Source organism: Stenotrophomonas sp. Ste96, from assembly GCF_024519495.1.
In the GTDB taxonomy this organism is placed as follows: domain Bacteria; phylum Pseudomonadota; class Gammaproteobacteria; order Xanthomonadales; family Xanthomonadaceae; genus Stenotrophomonas; species Stenotrophomonas bentonitica_A.
On record NZ_JALJRX010000005.1, the window covers coordinates 247,147 to 264,099 of the forward strand.

Annotated in this window: 14 protein-coding genes; 6 read left to right on the top strand and 8 right to left on the bottom strand. The window is 68.4% G+C overall.

Features of this window, described 5'->3' with window-relative positions; translation table 11 throughout:
• Nucleotides 1-136 precede the first annotated feature (136 nt).
• The 3 genes from OC373_RS14295 to OC373_RS14305 all read left to right on the top strand — a co-directional run bounded on the left by OC373_RS14295 (nucleotide 137) and on the right by OC373_RS14305 (nucleotide 6,687).
• Nucleotides 137-493: an I78 family peptidase inhibitor gene (locus OC373_RS14295; RefSeq protein WP_237393594.1), complete on the top strand. Its 357-nt coding sequence runs from the start codon at nucleotides 137-139 to the stop codon at nucleotides 491-493.
• A gap of 166 nt (nucleotides 494-659) precedes the next feature.
• Complete coding sequence (gltB, locus tag OC373_RS14300) at nucleotides 660-5,114, top strand: glutamate synthase large subunit (protein WP_261997902.1); 4,455 nt, start codon at nucleotides 660-662, stop codon at nucleotides 5,112-5,114.
• 127 nt (nucleotides 5,115-5,241) lie between these two features.
• Nucleotides 5,242-6,687, top strand: a complete 1,446-nt coding sequence (locus OC373_RS14305) for an FAD-dependent oxidoreductase (protein ID WP_070426335.1) — start codon at nucleotides 5,242-5,244, stop codon at nucleotides 6,685-6,687.
• Nucleotides 6,688-6,770: 83 nt separating this feature from the next.
• On the opposite strand, the gene OC373_RS14310 is transcribed toward OC373_RS14305, so the two are convergent.
• On the bottom strand, nucleotides 6,771-7,067 hold the full coding sequence (locus tag OC373_RS14310; protein WP_261997903.1) for a hypothetical protein: 297 nt from the start codon (nucleotides 7,065-7,067) through the stop codon (nucleotides 6,771-6,773).
• A gap of 174 nt (nucleotides 7,068-7,241) precedes the next feature.
• Between OC373_RS14310 and OC373_RS14315 the strand changes: the two genes are divergently transcribed.
• Nucleotides 7,242-8,114, top strand: coding sequence for a methylglyoxal synthase (locus OC373_RS14315; protein ID WP_019184125.1), 873 nt, complete (start codon nucleotides 7,242-7,244; stop codon nucleotides 8,112-8,114).
• A 53-nt stretch (nucleotides 8,115-8,167) separates the two neighbouring features.
• Here the strand turns inward: OC373_RS14315 and OC373_RS14320 are convergent, their stop codons facing one another.
• The 3 genes from OC373_RS14320 to ttcA are packed head-to-tail and all read right to left on the bottom strand — an operon-like array spanning nucleotide 8,168 to nucleotide 10,881.
• Nucleotides 8,168-8,956 carry a SprT family zinc-dependent metalloprotease gene (locus OC373_RS14320; protein ID WP_070426334.1) on the bottom strand — a complete coding sequence of 263 codons (789 nt, stop codon included), beginning with the start codon at nucleotides 8,954-8,956 and terminating at the stop codon, nucleotides 8,168-8,170.
• Nucleotides 8,957-9,013: 57 nt separating this feature from the next.
• Nucleotides 9,014-9,919: a recombination-associated protein RdgC gene (locus OC373_RS14325; RefSeq protein WP_019184123.1), complete on the bottom strand. Its 906-nt coding sequence runs from the start codon at nucleotides 9,917-9,919 to the stop codon at nucleotides 9,014-9,016.
• A 50-nt stretch (nucleotides 9,920-9,969) separates the two neighbouring features.
• A complete protein-coding gene (ttcA, locus tag OC373_RS14330) occupies nucleotides 9,970-10,881 on the bottom strand; it encodes a tRNA 2-thiocytidine(32) synthetase TtcA (RefSeq protein WP_070426333.1) in 912 nt (303 codons plus the stop codon).
• A 96-nt stretch (nucleotides 10,882-10,977) separates the two neighbouring features.
• On the opposite strand from ttcA, the gene OC373_RS14335 reads away from it, so the two are divergent.
• Nucleotides 10,978-11,181, top strand: a complete 204-nt coding sequence (locus OC373_RS14335) for a DUF465 domain-containing protein (RefSeq protein WP_026069927.1) — start codon at nucleotides 10,978-10,980, stop codon at nucleotides 11,179-11,181.
• Nucleotides 11,182-11,465: 284 nt separating this feature from the next.
• On the opposite strand, the gene plsB is transcribed toward OC373_RS14335, so the two are convergent.
• Nucleotides 11,466-14,180: a glycerol-3-phosphate 1-O-acyltransferase PlsB gene (gene plsB, locus OC373_RS14340; protein ID WP_019184120.1), complete on the bottom strand. Its 2,715-nt coding sequence runs from the start codon at nucleotides 14,178-14,180 to the stop codon at nucleotides 11,466-11,468.
• The gene (locus OC373_RS14345) at nucleotides 14,180-15,148 is read right to left on the bottom strand and encodes a hypothetical protein (RefSeq protein ID WP_070427497.1); all 969 of its coding nucleotides are present in this window, start codon (nucleotides 15,146-15,148) and stop codon (nucleotides 14,180-14,182) included. The genes plsB and OC373_RS14345 overlap by 1 nt, the downstream gene beginning before the upstream one ends.
• Here OC373_RS14345 and OC373_RS14350 point away from each other — a divergent pair.
• A complete protein-coding gene (locus OC373_RS14350) occupies nucleotides 15,147-15,272 on the top strand; it encodes a hypothetical protein (RefSeq protein WP_261997904.1) in 126 nt (41 codons plus the stop codon). The two genes, OC373_RS14345 and OC373_RS14350, sit on opposite strands and share 2 nt — an antisense overlap.
• Before the next feature lie 26 nt (nucleotides 15,273-15,298).
• Here OC373_RS14350 and pyrF read toward each other — a convergent pair whose 3' ends face one another.
• Nucleotides 15,299-16,024: an orotidine-5'-phosphate decarboxylase gene (pyrF, locus tag OC373_RS14355; RefSeq protein WP_261997905.1), complete on the bottom strand. Its 726-nt coding sequence runs from the start codon at nucleotides 16,022-16,024 to the stop codon at nucleotides 15,299-15,301.
• The gene (locus tag OC373_RS14360; protein ID WP_026069926.1) at nucleotides 16,021-16,944 is read right to left on the bottom strand and encodes a 5'-nucleotidase, lipoprotein e(P4) family; all 924 of its coding nucleotides are present in this window, start codon (nucleotides 16,942-16,944) and stop codon (nucleotides 16,021-16,023) included. Before OC373_RS14360 ends, pyrF begins: the two co-directional genes overlap by 4 nt.
• Nucleotides 16,945-16,953 lie beyond the last annotated feature (9 nt).

A 16,953-nucleotide genomic window follows, 5' to 3' on the forward strand; every position in this document is an offset into this window, starting at 1 on the left:
TGCGGCACCGCGTCAATAACGCAACACAAACACCTCACACCGCGCTTGGCGATATCCTCCCCGGTTTACTGGCTCGCTTCCTGGAGTACCGATGTCGTCCTTGTCGTTCCGCCGCCTGCGGCGTTCTTTCGGGCTGATGGCCCTGTTCCCCGCCCTGTTGGTCCTCGGTGCCTGCAGCGCACCGCCCATGGACGAACAGGAAGCGGTCGCCACCGATGCACAGAAGGCCGCCGAAGCGGCTGCCGCGCCGACCGACGAAGCCGGCAAAGCCACCGAAGCCCCGCCGGTCGGCAACTGCGATGCCACCCAGGTGCAGAGCCTGGTCGGCCAGCCCTACACCGACGAGCTCGGCAGCCAGGCCCAGCAGGATGCCGGTGCCAGCAGCCTGCGCGTGCTCAAGCCCAATGACATGACCACGATGGAGTTCATCGGCGAGCGGTTGAACGTGGAAGTGGATGCCAAGAACGTCGTGGCCGGCGTCCGTTGCGGCTGAACAGGCACTGCGGAAACCCCTGAAACACAAGGGTTTGGTTGCGCCTGCAACCGTGTATTGCGGCGTTGCAGCAACTATGCTCTAGTCGAGTCATCCGGTGCCTCCAGATGCGCTCAACGGATTGAGCGGGGACGAGTGTCGCCGCTCACCCGACATTGAGGCAGAGATGGCCCCCCGCAACCGCCAAGGGCTTTACGACCCGCAAGATGAGCGAGATGCCTGTGGTTTCGGCATGGTCGCCCAGCTCGACGACCAGCCGTCCCGACTGCTGGTCGACACCGCTATCGCCGCGCTATCGCGCATGACCCACCGCGGCGGCGTCGCCGCCGACGGTGTCACCGGTGACGGCTGCGGCCTGTTGCTGCGCCGTCCCGACGTGTTTCTCAACGCGCTCGCCGCCGAGGCTGGCCTCACCCTTGGCGCGCGGTTCGCCGCCGGCGTGGTGTTCCTGCCGCACGACCCCACCGCCGCACAGGCCTGCCGCGACACGCTGGAACAGCAGCTGCGCGACGCCGGCTGCCAGCCGGTCGGCTGGCGCGCGGTGCCCACCGATCCCAGCGTCTGCGGCCAGCTCGCCCGCGACACGCTGCCGCATATCGAACAGGTGTTCGTCGATGCCGGTGCCACGCAGGACGAGGCTGCCTTCACCCTGGCCCTGTTCCTGGCCCGCCGCCGCAGCGAACAGCAGCTGCGCGACCACGCCGATTACTACGTCACCACGCTCAGCCCGAATGCGATCAGCTACAAGGGCATGGTGCTGCCGGACAAGCTGAGCCGCTTCTACGTGGACCTGCAGCGCAACGACCTGGCCTCCAGCGCGATCGTGTTCCACCAGCGCTTCTCCACCAACACGCTGCCACGCTGGCCGCTGGCGCATCCGTTCCGGATGCTCGCGCACAATGGCGAGATCAACACCATCGAGGGCAACCGCCGCTGGGCCCAGGCGCGCAGCAAGGTGTGGAAGACCCCGCGCTTCGATATCGCCGAGTTCGATCCGGTGATTTCGATGCACGGCTCGGATTCGCAGAGCCTGGACAACATGCTCGAGCTGATGGTCAGCGCCGGCATGGAGCTGATCCAGGCACTGCGCATCCTGGTGCCGCCGGCGACCCAGTCGCTGGAGTTCAAGGATCCCGACCTGGCCGCCTTCTACGAGTTTTACGGGCTCAACAGCGAGCCGTGGGATGGCCCGGCCGGCATCGTGGCCTGCGACGGTCGCTATGCCGCCTGTACCCTGGACCGCAACGGCCTGCGCCCGGCGCGCTGGATGCTCACCTCCGACCGCCACTTCCTGGTCGCCTCCGAAGCGGGCGTGTGGGAAGTGCCGGCCGAGCGCGTGGTGCGCAAGGGCAAGCTGGGGCCGGGCGAGATGATGGCCATCGACCTCAAGCGCGGTGACCTGCTCGACTCGGACGCCATCGACCGCATCAACCGTGGCCGCGCGCCGTACAAGCAGTGGCTGCAGCAGGGCGTGACCTACCTGCAGACCGAGCTGATCGATCCGTCGCTGGTGGAAGAGCCCTTCGACGAGCGCACCCTGCGCAGCTACCACAAGCTGTTCCAGCTCAGCACCGAGGAAGTCGAGCAGATCCTGCGCCCGCTGGCCGAGACCGAGCAGGAAGCCACCGGCTCGATGGGCGATGACACCCCGATGGCGGTGCTGAGCCAGCACAGCCGTCCGCTCTATGATTATTTCCGCCAGGCGTTCGCGCAGGTCACCAACCCGCCGATCGATCCGCTGCGCGAAGATTGCGTCATGTCGCTGTCCACCCAGCTCGGCAAGGAGACCAACATCTTCCATGCCGGCGCGGAGACGGTGAACCACGTCATCCTCAATTCGCCGGTGCTCAGCCAGCGCAAGCTGCGCCAGCTGATCAAGATGGAGCAGTACGCCGACAAGAACCGGCTGATCGATCTGTCCTACAGCCTGGACGAGGGCCTGAAGGCCGGCATCGAGCGCATCTGCGCCGAAGCTGAAACGGCTGCACGCGAAGGCATCGTCATGCTGCTGTTGAGCGACCGTTATCCGGTGGCCGACCGGCCGATGGTGCATGCCCTGCTGGCCACCAGCGCGGTGCATCACCACCTCTCCAACGCCGGGCTGCGCTGCGACGTCAACCTGATCCTGGAAACCGGCACCGCGCGCGATGCGCACCACATGGCCTGCCTGCTCGGCTTCGGTGCCACCGCGGTGTATCCGTACCTGGCCTACCAGACCCTGTTCGACCTGGGCCGGCGCGGCATCCTGCAGCTGAGCAAGGGCGGCGAGCAGTCGCAGATCGGCCGCCGCTACCGCAAGGGCATCTACAAGGGCCTGTCCAAGATCATCTCCAAGATGGGCATCTGTACCGTGGCCAGCTACCGCGGCGCGCAGCTGTTCGAGATCGTCGGGCTGGATGACGAGGTCGTGGACCTGTGCTTCCCGGACACCGCCTCGCGCGTGGCCGGCGTCGGCTTCGCCCGCCTGGATGACGAAGCCCGCGAGCTCACCGTGCGTGCCTGGAACGACCTGCTGCGCCCGGACGTGGGCGGCGTGCTCAAGTACGTGCACGGCGGCGAATACCACATGTACAACCCGGACGTGGTCATGACCCTGCAGCGCGCCGCGCGCAGTGGCGATGCCGCGGACTGGCAGCGTTACTGCGAAGCCGTGCATGGCCGGCCGGTGTCGGCGCTGCGCGACCTGCTGCAGCTCAAGGCCGCGCCCACGCCCACCCCGCTGGACCAGGTGGCCCCGGCCGAAGACCTGTTCCGCCGCTTCGACACCGCCGCCATCAGCCTGGGCGCGCTGTCGCCCGAAGCGCACGAAGCGCTGGCGATCGCCATGAATCGCCTTGGCGGCCGCAGCAACTCCGGCGAAGGCGGCGAAGACCCGGTGCGCTACGGCACCGAGAAGCGCAGCAAGATCAAGCAGGTGGCCTCGGGCCGCTTCGGCGTCACCGCCGAGTACCTGGTCAACGCCGAAGTACTGCAGATCAAGGTCGCGCAGGGTGCCAAGCCCGGCGAAGGCGGCCAGCTGCCCGGGCACAAGGTCAACGAACTGATCGCGCGGCTGCGCTACGCCAAGCCGGGCATCGGCCTGATCTCGCCGCCGCCGCACCATGACATCTATTCCATCGAAGATCTGGCCCAGCTGATCTATGACCTCAAGCAGGTCAACCCCACCGCGCTGGTCTCGGTGAAGCTGGTCAGCCATGCCGGTGTCGGCACCATCGCCGCGGGCGTGGTGAAGGCCGGCGCCGATCTGATCACCGTGTCCGGCCATGACGGCGGCACCGGGGCCAGCCCCGTCAGTTCGATCCGCTATGCCGGCGTGCCGTGGGAACTGGGTGTGGCCGAATCGCACCAGGCACTGGTGGCCAACGATCTGCGCGGGCGTACCCTGCTGCAGACCGATGGTGGCCTGAAGACCGGCCTGGACGTGATCAAGGCCGCGCTGCTGGGCGCGGACAGCTTCGGCTTCGGCACCGCGCCGATGATCGTGCTGGGCTGCAAGTACCTGCGCATCTGCCACCTCAACAACTGCGCCACAGGCGTGGCCACCCAGGACGAGCGCCTGCGCGCGCAGTACTTCACCGGCCTGCCCGAGCGCGTGGAGAACTTCTTCCGCCTGCTGGCCGAGGAAGTGCGGGGCTGGTTGTCCTACCTGGGCGTGCGCTCGCTGGACGAGATCGTCGGCCGCACCGACCTGCTGCAGCAGCTGGCGGTCTCGCCGCGCCCGGGCGTCAAGGTGGATCTGTCGCGCCTGCTCAACCCGGCCGAGTACGCCGGCAGCCACTGCGCCGCGCAGCGCCTGTACGAATCGCCGGACAGCCTGGCCACGCAGATGGATGGCCTGCTGGCCCCGGCGATCGCCGGCAAGCTCGGCGGCGAACACCGCTTCCTGATCCACAACACCGACCGCTCGATCGGCACCCGCCTGTCCGGCGAGATCGCGCGCACGCACGGCAACCAGGGCATGGCCGATGCACCGCTGACGCTGCGCTTCCGTGGCACCGCCGGGCAGAGCTTCGGCGCGTTCAACGTCGGTGGCCTGCAGCTGGAAGTGGAAGGCGAAGCCAACGACTACGTCGGCAAGGGCATGGCCGGCGGCCGCCTGGTGGTGCGTCCGCCGCGTGGCGCACGCTTCGAGGCGCGCAACACCGCGATCATCGGCAACACCTGCCTGTACGGCGCCACCGGCGGCGAGCTGTTCGCCGCGGGCCGCGCCGGCGAGCGCTTCGGCGTGCGCAACTCCGGCGCGCTGGCGGTGATCGAAGGCGCCGGCGACCACTGCTGCGAATACATGACCGACGGCATCGTGCTGGTACTGGGCAAGGTCGGGCTCAACTTCGGCGCCGGCTTCACCGGCGGCCTGGCCTACGTGCTGGATATCGACCGTGATTTCGTGGACCGCTACAACCACGAGCTGATCGACATCCACCGCATTTCCGCCGAGGGCTTCGAGAACCATCGCCAGCACCTGCATACGCTGATCAGCCGCCACCGCGAACTGACCGGCAGCATCTGGGCGCAGCAGATCCTCGACGAGTTCCGCGATTACGTGGGCAAGTTCTGGCTGGTCAAACCCAAGGCCGCCAGCATCGAATCGCTGACCGACTCGCTGCGCCGCGCCGCCTGACCGGGGTCAAGGCGCCGGCCCCACGCCGGCGCCGCACATCCCACCGCTGTAGTGCCGGCCGCTGGCCGGCAACCTCACATTGCAGTGCCGGCCGCTGGCCGGCAACTCATCACCGCAGGGCCCACCCATGAGCCGCAAGCAAGCTTTCCAGTTCCTTGATCTGCCCCGGACGATGCCACAGCGCATTCCGGTCGAGCTGCGCACCTCCGGCGACTGGGGCGAGCTGTATGGCAAGTTCGGCAAGGAAGACGCGCAGTTCCAGGCCGGCCGTTGCCTGGATTGCGGGAACCCCTACTGCAGCTGGAAGTGCCCGGTGCACAACGCGATCCCGCAGTGGCTGCAGCTGGTGCAGGAGAACCGCATCCACGAAGCGGCCACGCTGTGCCACTCGACCAATCCGCTGCCGGAAGTGTGTGGCCGAGTGTGCCCGCAGGACCGCCTGTGCGAGGGCAGCTGCACGCTGGAGGAATTCGGCGCGGTCACCATCGGCGCCGTCGAGAAATACATCGTGGATACCGCGCTGGCCACCGGCTGGCGCCCGGACATGAGCGCGGTGGAAGCCACCGGCAAGCGCGTGGCGGTGATCGGTGCCGGCCCGGCCGGGCTGGCGTGTGCCGACAAGCTGGCGCATGCCGGCATCCAGGCGGTGGTGTATGACCGCTACGAACAGATCGGTGGGTTGCTGCAGTTCGGCATCCCCAGTTTCAAGCTGGACAAATCGGTGATCAGCCGCCGCCGCAACGTGCTTGAAGGCATGGGCGTGCAGTTCCGCCTCGGCGTGGAGATCGGCCGCGATGTGAGCATCGATGACCTGCTGGCCGAGTACGACGCGGTGTTCGTCGGCACCGGTGCCTACCGCTATACCGATGGTGGCCTGCTCGGCCAGGACCTCAAAGGCGTGCTGCCGGCGCTGCCGTTCCTGGTGCAGAACAGCCGCATCGTCAGTGGCAGCGACGCACACGGCCGGCCGATCGCCGGCTGGGAAGACCAGATCGCCCTGCCCGACCTGGAAGGCAAGCGCGTGGTCGTACTCGGCGGCGGCGACACCGGCATGGACTGCGTGCGCAGCGCGATCCGCCTGGGTGCGGCCAAGGTGACCTGTGCCTACCGCCGCGACGAGGCCAACATGCCCGGCTCGGCGCGCGAAGTGGCCAACGCCCGCGAGGAAGGCGTGCGCTTCCTGTTCAACCGCCAGCCGCTCTCGATCGAGGCCGGCGCGGACGATGAAGTGATCGGCGTGATGGTGGTGGAAACGCATCTGGACGAACCGGATGCACAGGGCCGCCGCAACGCGGTGCCGATCGCCGGCAGCGAATCGCTGCTGGAAGCGGACGTGGTGATCATCGCCTTCGGCTTCTCGCCGAGTGCGCCGGGCTGGTTGACCGAGCAGGGGGTGGAGGCAGGCAACAACGGCCGCATCGTGGCCGGTGGCAGTGGTCGCCTGCCGTTCCAGACCGCCCACCCGCGCCTGTTCGCCGGTGGCGATGCAGTGCGCGGCGCGGACCTGGTGGTGACGGCCGTGGCCGAGGGCCGCGACGCGGCTGGCAGCATCGTGCAGCTGCTCTCGGCGTAACGGCGCCGTTGCGATGCCGGGGTGAGGCGAGGCCGGGCGCGTCGCCTCGCGCCCGGGCCCTCACGTACTGCGCGTGCGGCCGCTCAGGCGGCGCGCGATACCGCCGGTACCGGCGTCCGACGCACGCCGGCGCGCTCGATCTCCAGTGCCATCAGCAGCTCGATGTTGTCCAGCTGGTCGCGGATGCGGCGGTTGCTGACCACATCATCGTGGCCGCGGCCCATGTGCGCATCGAGCATGCGCGCCAGCCCGGCCAGCAGCACCTCGGCATCGGCCTGGGGCGCCTCGCGCAGCACCGTGGCCAGCGCGCGGATGCGGCGGCCCGTCTCCGAGGCGGCTGGCGAAGATGAGGAGACGGCGGGGGAAGGGGGGAGGGTCATGGCAGGGGGTTTCCTGATTGACGGACGACCACCACTGTCGGATACGGCCCCTCCCGAGACCATGCAACAACTACGAAAACGCGTGAAGACGCGTGATCTCCATCACTGTTCAACGCTTGCTTCCCCGCAACCTGGGCGGATTACACTGGCGCGGTCTTTCTCTGGACTGCCCTCATGCGCATCGGCCTGGCCGCGAACCGCCTGCACCACCACGACAAGCACGCCGCGTTGTTCCGCTGGCTGCGCGCCAGCGATACCGGGCTGCGCGAACTGGGCGTCGAGCTGCATGCGGTCGGGCGCACCTTCGATGCGATCCAGCGGCTGGGCTTCCTGCAGGACTTCGCGCCGCTGCGCCGCTACCCGAATGGGCGCGAGGGCGGCCTGATGAAGCTGGTCGCCGAGGTGGTGGGCATGGGCACGCCGGAGCGCACCCTGGACGGTGCCATCTATCTGATGGACCCGGTCGATCCGTCCTCGGTCTTTCCCGAAGCGACCGCGCTCAAGCGCCAGTGCGTGATCCACGGCAAGCCCTTCATCTCCACCGTCGCCACCGCGCGCGACTGGGTGGAAGTCGAGCGCCTGCACGCCGGCCTCGCGCCGGACCCGGGCGCCGATGATCTGCACGCTTTCGAGCAGCACACACTGGCCTTGATCGCGCACGACGCGATGAAGCCGGCGATGCTGGCCTTCGCCGACGAGCATTTCCAGGTGCTGTCACGCTTCCGCAACCGGGTTGGCACCGGCACTACCGGCCAGCGCCTCAATGAACTGGCGTGGAGCCGCGGCTGGCCACAGGGCGAGGAATGGGTGACGCGCTACCAGAGCGGCCCGATGGGCGGTGATGCGCAGATCGCCGACCGCGTGCTGGAAGGCCATTGCCAGCGCGCGATCTTCTTCGAGGACCCGCACGTGGCCCGCCAGCACGAAGCCGACATCCAGCTGCTGGAGCGCGCGGTCACCACCGTGACCGACCAGGCCGTGTGCATCACCGCGCCGCGCGTGGCGGCGCGCTGGGCGCAGGCGGCCGCGTTGCGGATGGGGAACTGACGAACCACCGCGTCGGTAGTGCCGGCCGGTGGGAGCACGCGTTGCCGCGGCCGTTACGGTGTCGGGGTCAGCAGCTGCCGCAGCGTGGCCTTGAGGCGGCGCCCTTCGAGCTGGAAGTAGTCCCGCTCGGCATGCCACGCCGGGAAGCGTTTCTCCACCTCGGCCCAGAACGCCGGCGAGTGATTGGCCTGGATCAGGTGGCAGAGCTCGTGCACCAGCACGTACTCGAACGCCGAAGGCCGCCCCAGCACCAGGGCCAGATCCAGCGCCATGCTGCCGTCCGGCGCCAGCGAGCCCCATTGCGAGGACATCACCTTCAGCCGCAGCCGCGCCGGTGCACGTGGCAGGCCGGGCAGGTAGCGCGGCAGCCACTGGCCGACGTCGGCACGCGTCTGTGCTTCATAGAACTCGCGCAGGGTGCGGCGCAGGGTGGCGTCGGTCCCACGTGCGGGCCAGTGCAGGCAGGCACCGCGCTCGTCCACGCGCAGCGTGGCGTACCGGCCGGCTTCCCAGCGCAGCGGCAGCAGTTCACCGCGCAACGGCAGCACACCCGGCTCGCCGATCACCAGCGGTGGCGGGAGGTTGGTGGCCTGGTAGCCGCGCAGCTGTTCGGACAACCAGCCGCGATGCTGCTCGAGGAAACGCTCGCCCATCACCAGGCTGGCGCGCGGCGGCAGGGTCAGCCGGACACCGCGCTCATCGACACTGAGCTTGATCCGGCGCGCCCGCGGATCGCGCACCCGCAGCACGTCGATCTCGGCATCCTCCAGGCGCAGCCGTACCGTATCGCGCTGCAGCGTGCTGACAGCCGGCGAAATCAGGCGGCGGAGGAATCCGGACATGGGTACAGCATAGCGCCGGCCGTGACCGGCGCATGACTGGGGACTGATCGGTACCGGTCAGTCCGCCTTGCTCAGCTTGAAGGCCTCTTCCAGCAGCAGGAACAGGCGGCGCACTTCACCGCTCTGCAGGGCGAAACGGGCGTCCAGTTCGGCGCGGCGGCCGTCATCGTCGGCATGCTCGAGCTGGTCCAGCGCCCCATCCAGGAACTTCAGCTTGCGCACGATCAGGTCGTCGCCCAGCACGAAGGACAGGTTGTCCTCGAACACCAGGGCCAGCTTGGTCACCTGCTTGCCGGCGTCCAGATGCTTGTCGATCTCGTCGCAGCGCAGTTCCTGGTGCTGGCACTTGACCACCGCGCCGCCCTCGGCCGGGTCCTTCATCTCGCACTCTTCGCCCAGGCTCAGCCCGGTGGGCAGCGGCTCACCGGCGATCCAGCCGGTCAGGATCGAGCGCGGGGCGACTTCGGCATTCAACGGCATCGCCGGGAAGCTGCCGAGCAGGCCACGGATGTCGGACATCATGTTCTCGCCCTTCTTGCTGCTCGAGCAGTCCACCGCCACGTAGCCGTGGGTCAGGTCGATCAGCGCGTCGGTACGCGAGCTCTTCACGAAGGCGCGCGGCATCAGTTCGTGCAGCAGGTCGTCCTTCATGCGCTTGCGCTCACGGCCACCGGGCTTGCGGCCTTCCTTCTCTTCGATTTCCTCGAGCTTGCGCGCGAGCAGATCGTTGACCACCGCGCCCGGCAGGATCTTGTCCTCACCGCCAACGGTCAGCCACAGCGCATCGCCGACGCGGTGCGAGAACACGGCCTTTTCTTCACGGCCGAACGGCGAGATGAAGCCGCGCGAATTCATTTCAAGCGGACCGACCGGCTTGAGCAGCACCTGCGGCAGCAGGGTGTCCACGTCGGAAAAATCGGTGGCGGTCGGGAAGCGGAACAGCGTCAGGTTGCGAAAGAACATGGACGTCCAGGGTAAGAGCGTGAAAGGAAGGGCAGGCGCACCGGCGTGGCTCAGGCCGGGCCGGGGGCGTGCCCGGGGTCGTGGGCAGTGCCGGCCCAGGCCGGCGGGTCGGGCAACGGGGCGGCCGCAGCGCGCCCCAATGCCATGAAATCAAACAGCGCCGGATCGGCCAGCTGCGACGGATGGATGTTGCCCAGCGCGCGTGCGATCTGGTCGATGCGGCCGGGCTGGTCGCGCTCCCACTGCTGCAGCATCTGCTCCACCTGGCGGCGCTGCAGGGTGTCCTGGCTGCCACACAGGGTGCACGGAATGATCGGGAACGCGCGCGCCTGCGCGTAGGCGCTGATATCCGCTTCGCTCACATAGGCGAGCGGGCGGATCACGATGTGCTGGCCGTCGTCGCTGCGCAGCTTGGGCGGCATCGCCGAGAGCTTGGCGTGGTGGAACAGGTTGAGAAAGAACGTGGCCACGCTGTCGTCGCGGTGGTGGCCCAGCGCGATCTTGGTGAAGCCGTGTTCGGCCGCGTGCCGGTACAGCGCGCCACGGCGCAGGCGCGAGCACAGCGAACACATCGTGCGGCCTTCCGGGATCACCCGGCTGACCACCGAATAGGTGTCCTGCTCGATGATCTGGAACGGCACGCCGATCGAGGCCAGGTAGGTGGGCAGCACCTGCTCGGGAAAGCCCGGCTGCTTCTGGTCCAGGTTCACCGCGACCAGTTCGAACGGCACCGGCGCTTTTTTCTGCAGCTGCAGCAGAATGTCGAGCAGGGTGTAACTGTCCTTGCCACCGGACAGGCACACCATCACCTTGTCGCCGGCCTCGATCATGCCGAAGTCGGCGATCGCCTGGCCCACCTGGCGCCGCAGCTGCCGTGCCAGGCGGTCCTGCACGCCGCCGGGCGCGCGCGGATCGCGGGCGCGCGGAACGGGATCGGGCAGACGGATGACAGCAGCGCTCATCCCTTCATTCTACCGGCTGGGGCGCACCCTCACAGGGGCCGGGAAGTGACTGCGTTCACTCCCGGCGGTCACCGCAGATGTGTATGCTCAGCGCTTGTGGACACCATGACACCCACCGATATCAGTGCCCGCCTTGCCGCGCTCCGGCAGGAGCACCGTGCGCTGGATGAGCAGATCCTGGGCATGGCCGCCAACGGCGACGATGAGCTGGAGGCCAAGCGCCTGAAGCGGCGCAAGCTGCAGCTGAAGGACTGCATCGCCAAGCTCGAAGACATGCTGATTCCGGACGAGCCGGCGTAGAGCCGACCGTTGGTCGGCTGCTCTTGCTCCCGGCGGCATGAACCCCTGGCGTGAAGCTTCGGACGGTGGTCAGCGTCGGTCAGCCGGGGCACGCCGTGTTGCCCGGTCTCCGGACGCTTGTGCCGCGCTTGCGCGCGGGTACCGACCAACGGTCGGTACCTACGAATTGCTGGCGAACGCAACAAGATCCGGATACGTCCGGATGCGCCCGGTGCGCCCGGTGCGCCCGATGCGTCGGATACGGCCGGATACGTCCGATACGTCGGATCGACGACGTGCCGTCGTCAATCCGTGCTGACCGGCTCTTCCGGCTTTGCCGCTTCCGGGCTGACACGCTCGATGGTGTGGCGCAGTTCGCGGCCGAGGATGAACTTCGCATCCTTGGCCCACGCATCCAGGCGCGCATCGAACAGCAGCTTGCTGTTTTCATCCGGCCACACCAGGCGCAGCTCGCGCAGCTTCTGGATGAAGCCGCGGAACAGGGTGCGGTCGAAGAATTCCGGCGCGGCCGGCGCATAGAGCAGGCTCAGGCGCTGCGCGGCCTGCTGGCAGAGGCTTTCCAGCTCGGCTGCGCCCAGCGTGCCGGGGCCGTTCTTCACCAGCACCGAGATCGCGATGTAATAGCGCTCGAACGCCTGCTGCAGCGAATGGCCGATCGCACGCAGGCGGAAGACTTCATCGGTCTGCCCGGTGTTGCGCGCCAGGATGCCGCCGTCGTCGTCGTTGATGTTCTGCAGCAGCCCTTCGCGCACGAATACATTGATGGTCTGCTCGATGCGCTGGGCGAACTCGTCTTCGGTCCACGGCAGGAACAGCTCGGCCTGCAGGAACGGGTAGACCGTGCGGCCCAGCTGGACCAGCCCGGTGCGGCTCATGCGGCGGTTGTTCTGGAAGCAGCAGGCCACCCACGAGGAGGCGGTGAACAGATGGATGACGTTGTTGCGGAAGTAGCTCAGCAGCACCGCGGTATCGCCGCTCACACTGAGCACATCGCCGAGCGGATGCTTGATGCGGGTGAGGACGTTGATCTCCTCGGCGTGGGCGATGATCCGCTCCGGCGAGTGCGGGGTCACCGTCACCCGGTCCGAGTACGGCATCTCCACCAGCAGGGTCTTGCACAGTTCGATCTGCGCGATCAGGTCCGCCTCGCCCATCGCATGCTTGGGCGTGGACAGCAGCGCCAGCGCGAGCAGGTTGATCGGATTGACGTCGGCGGCGCCGTTGATATGCACCTGGATGCGTTCAGCCAGGTGATCCACCGTGCCGGACAGCCACGAGGGCTTCTCGTCTTCGCCGACCGGCTGGCCGTTCCACTCCGGCGCACGCTGGGCGAGCACGTCGTTGAGCGCGATCGGCTCGCCGAAGTTCACCACCACCTGGCCGTAGTTCTGCTTGAGCACCTTGGGGATCGACCACAGCAGCGACCAGATCGATTCCTTCTCCTTCGGCCGACCGGACAGTTCGTCCAGGTAGCTGCCGCCTTCCATCAGCTTTTCATAGCCGATGTAGACCGGCTGGAACAGCACCGGCTTGCGCGGCTGGCGCAGGAACGCGCGCAGCGTCATCGAAATCATGCCGCCTTTGGGCTGCAGCAGGCGCCCGGTGCGCGAGCGGCCGCCTTCGACGAAGTACTCGATCGAGTAACCGCCGGCGACCAGCTGCGCCACGTATTCGCTGAGCACCGCCGAGTACAGCGCGTTGCCGCGGATCGAACGGCGGATGAAGAACGCACCGCCCTTGCGCAGCAGCGTGCCGACCACCGGCAGGTTCAGGTTGATGCCGGCCACGATGTGCGGCGGCACGATGCCGCGGTCGTACAGCAGGTAGGACAGCAGCAGGTAATCCATGTGGCTGCGGTGGCTGGGCACGTAGACCACTTCGTGCCCGGGCGCAGCGGCCTTGAACTTGTCCAGGTGGTGGACCAGCACGCCGGCGTAGATGCGGTTCCAGACATGGCTGAGCATGAAGCTGGCCGAACGCACCACCGGACTGGAGTAGTCCGCGGCGATTTCCCACGCGTAGGCGTGGGCTTTCTTCCAGGCATCGGCCGGCTTGGAGTTGTCGCGCTTGGCCTGCGAGGCGATCGCTTCGCGCACGGTGTCCGCGTCGAGCACCTTGTCCACCAGCAGGCGGCGGGTCGACAGGTCCGGCCCGATCACCGACTCGCGGATGCGGCGGAAATGGGTGCGCAGCACGCGCTGCAGCTTGCGCACGGTGCGCTCGGGGTCCAGCCCCTCATCAACCGTGGTGCGCAGCGAGATCGGCGGGGCGAAGCGCACGATCGTGCTGCGGCCGTTGAGCAGCACCGCCAGCAGGCGACGGAAACGACCCACCAGGGCCCAGTTTTCCGAGAACAGCACCGCGAACCAGCCGCTCTGCTTGTCCGGCGCGCGGCCGACGAAGATCGAGACCGGCACCAGGTGCACGTCCAGCTCGCCGCGGGCGCGGTGCGCCTGCAGGACCTTGGCCAGCGAGTCGGAGTGGGTCTTGGCGCCACGCTGCTCGGGGATCAGCGAGTTGCTGCTGCTCCGGCGCGACAGGGCCAGGTAGGCGCGCTTGCGCCCGGTCGGGTCACCGGCGATGGGCACCAGCGGCGACGGCAGGCCGGCCTCGCGGCAGGCCTTGTCCAGGATCAGCGCGTTGGACAGGCCGTAGTCCTCCAGCACGTAGACCACCGGCCGGCCATCGTTGTACTGGCCGGGATGTTCGGGTTCGATCTTCAGCGACAGCCACGGCTCGACCAGGCGGCCAAGCAGGCGCGACCACCACGGCGGGCGGCCGCTGGGCGCGCGGGTGCCGGGCACGATCGCCGACGGCACGATGGCCGCCGGCTCCGCATCGACGGCAACGGCCTCCGCGGGCGCGCCAGCGACCGGCGGGACCGGAGCGGCAGCACCGTCGGACGGCACGGTAGCGGGCGACGAGGACGTGGCGTCCGGCGTCTTGGGCGGCTCTTCGCCGGGGAAAGGCAGGGGATTCTGGTTCGGCATCGGCTTCATTATGGCTTAGCCGATGCGGAAGCATCGTCCTTGACCGCTGCAGCGGCTTCTGCCTCGGCCGCCTGGCGGGCGTCATGTTCAGCTTGTGCGGCGTCGGCGGCCTGCAGCAGCGCGTCGGTGTCTTCCAGCGTGCGGGTCACATACCAGTGGCCTTCGCGCCGGGTCATCCGCACCTGCGCTTCGATCTGCTCGCCGGCCAACGTGTACTGGATGCGCACCACGGCGTCGTCGCCGAGCTCGGAGGTCAGCTCGCCGCGCAGCCCGGTCAGCGCCTCATCCAGGGACAGCCCGTAGCTGGCCAGGGCCGTCTTGAAGGCTTTGATGAAGGGACTCAGCCGGCGCAGGCTCTCTTCCATGCCGGCCGCCTGCAGCTCCGCATCGGTGGACAGCCCGGCGGTGCGCGCGGTGGCCGTCAGCAGGGTGATGGTGGTCCTGGCCCGCTGCTTGTCCGTCAGTGGCGCGGCGGCAGCCCAGCGGCTCAGCGCGTTCACCACCTGGGTGTAATGGGCACGCTCGCTGTCGCTGTACTCGCTCTGGTTGCGCAGGTACTGCTCGCCGAACAGTCCCATCGAGTGGGCGGCCTGGCGGACCTGGGTCGCCTGGCCGGCGATCTGGGTATCGAACGAGCGCTGCAGCCGCTGCGGCGCATCCGGCCGCGACAGCGCGGCCAGCATCGGCAGCAACTGCCCATCCAGCGGCAGCTCGGTCAGCGGCCAGCGGCTGTGGCCCTGGCTCCACGCGCCCTGCAGGCGTGCGTACTGGCTCGGCGGCACCGCTGCCTTGGCGTACCCGACCAGATCGTTGTCGGCGACCCGCTGGGCCAGCTGTTGCAGGGCCGCGACCGGCTCGGACGCCGGCGCGTCCGGATCGATCTGCTTGTCCTTGCAGGCACTGAGCAGCACCAACCCGCACAGGGCCAGCGCCAACACCTGCCCTCGGTACTGCCACGGCTTCAACGACATGGACATGAATTCGGACTCCCCGGACCGGTCCGCATCTTGCGGCCTGTTCGGTGACAGCGGCAAGCCGGCAGACCTGCCGACCCTGCGCTTTATGCGCAAGCCCTTGAATGTACAGAAAAACCGGCAGTGACGGGGCAGCTCCGCCCCGTCACTGCCTCAGCGCGCGGCGAGCGCCTGGGCGATCTCGGCCTGGATCGCGCGGGCGGCGGCTTGCGGGTCGCTGGCGAGCCGGATCGGGCGACCGACCACGATCGCGTCGGCGCCGTCGGCAAAGGCCTGGGCCACGCCCACGGTGCGCTTCTGGTCATCACCGGCCGGGCCACCGGGGCGGATCCCGGGGCACACGATCGAGAAGCCGGCGCCGGTGGCCGCGCGGATCGGGCCGGCCTCCTGGCCGGAGGCGATCACGCCATCGATGCCGGCGGCCTGGGCGGCCAGCGCGCGCTCGACCACCACCTCGACCGGCTCGCGGTCGATGCCCATCTGGGCCAGGTCGCTGCGGCCCATCGAGGTCAGCACGGTCACCGCCAGCAGGCGCATGTCGCTGCCGTTGGCGGCCGCGCAGGCTTCCATCATCGCCGGGTGCCAGCCATGGATGGTGGCGTAGCTCACCGGCCACTGCGACAGCCGCTTGATCACCGCAGCGGCAGTGGCGGGGATGTCGAAGAACTTCAGGTCGACGAACACGCGCTTGTCGCGCGCGGCCAGCGCATCGAGCACCTCGAAGTACTCGCCGGAGGCCAGCAGTTCCATGCCGATCTTGTAGAACGACACCGCATCGCCCAGGCGATCGACCCAGGCCAGCGCGTCATCGCGGCCGGGCACGTCGAGCGCGAAGATCAGGCGCTCGTCGTCCCGCAGCGGCAGCGGCGCCCGGCTCACGGTGCGTAATCCAGCGCGGCGCGCTTGGCGTCGTGGCGGGCCTGGCGCGACTGGCTGTAATCGTTGTTGAACTGGGCCGGCTCGAAGCCGCCGTAGGTCGGGTTGGGCAGCATCCACCAGCGCTCGCCGAACCAGTCGTGGTACTGCTGCAGCAGCGCGTCACGGCCGTCGTTGGTGTTGGCGGTGACTTCCACGAAGTCGCCCAGCTGGTCGCCGAACTGCATCAGCACGCGGTACTTCTGGCCGGCCAGGCGGCGGCGGCAGTTCTTCTCGCTGCCGGCCTGCTCGCAGCCGTCCACCACGGTGCCCAGGCCGAGGAACACGCTGTCGTCGGCCACCGGCAGGCCCTGCTCGCGCAGGTTGGCCAGGGTGGCCTCCTTGAGATGCACGGCGCGGTTGGAGATGTACAGCAGGGTCACGCCCTTGGCGTTGGCCGCCTTGGCGAAATCGACCACGCCCGGAATCGCCTTGGCCTTCTTTTCGGCCACCCACTGGTCCCAGCTCAGCTCGTCGTACTCCTTGCCATCGCGCACCAGGCGCGCCTGGTAGGGCGAGTTGTCCAGCACGGTTTCATCCACGTCCAGCACCACGGCCGGCTTCAGGCCCTTAGCGGCGTTGCCGCGTTCTTCCGGCACCAGCGCGTCCCAGTTGGCTTCCTTCAGCGCCTTGTCCAGGTGATCGGCGGCGGCGCGGTAAGTCTGCTCGGTGATCGCGCGGTATTCCTGCGCGCGCTGCATCCACAGCACGGCATTGAGGTTGTCATTGGCGGCCACGGCGGCATCGCCGGTGGCGGCCGGGGCGCTCGCGGCAGCCGCAGCGGCCGGCGGGGCGGCATCGGCCGGGGTTTCGGTGCGCTTGCAGGCACTCAGTGCCAGCACGGCACAGGCAAGCACGGACAGGGAAACAGCACTACGACGCATGGCATTCAC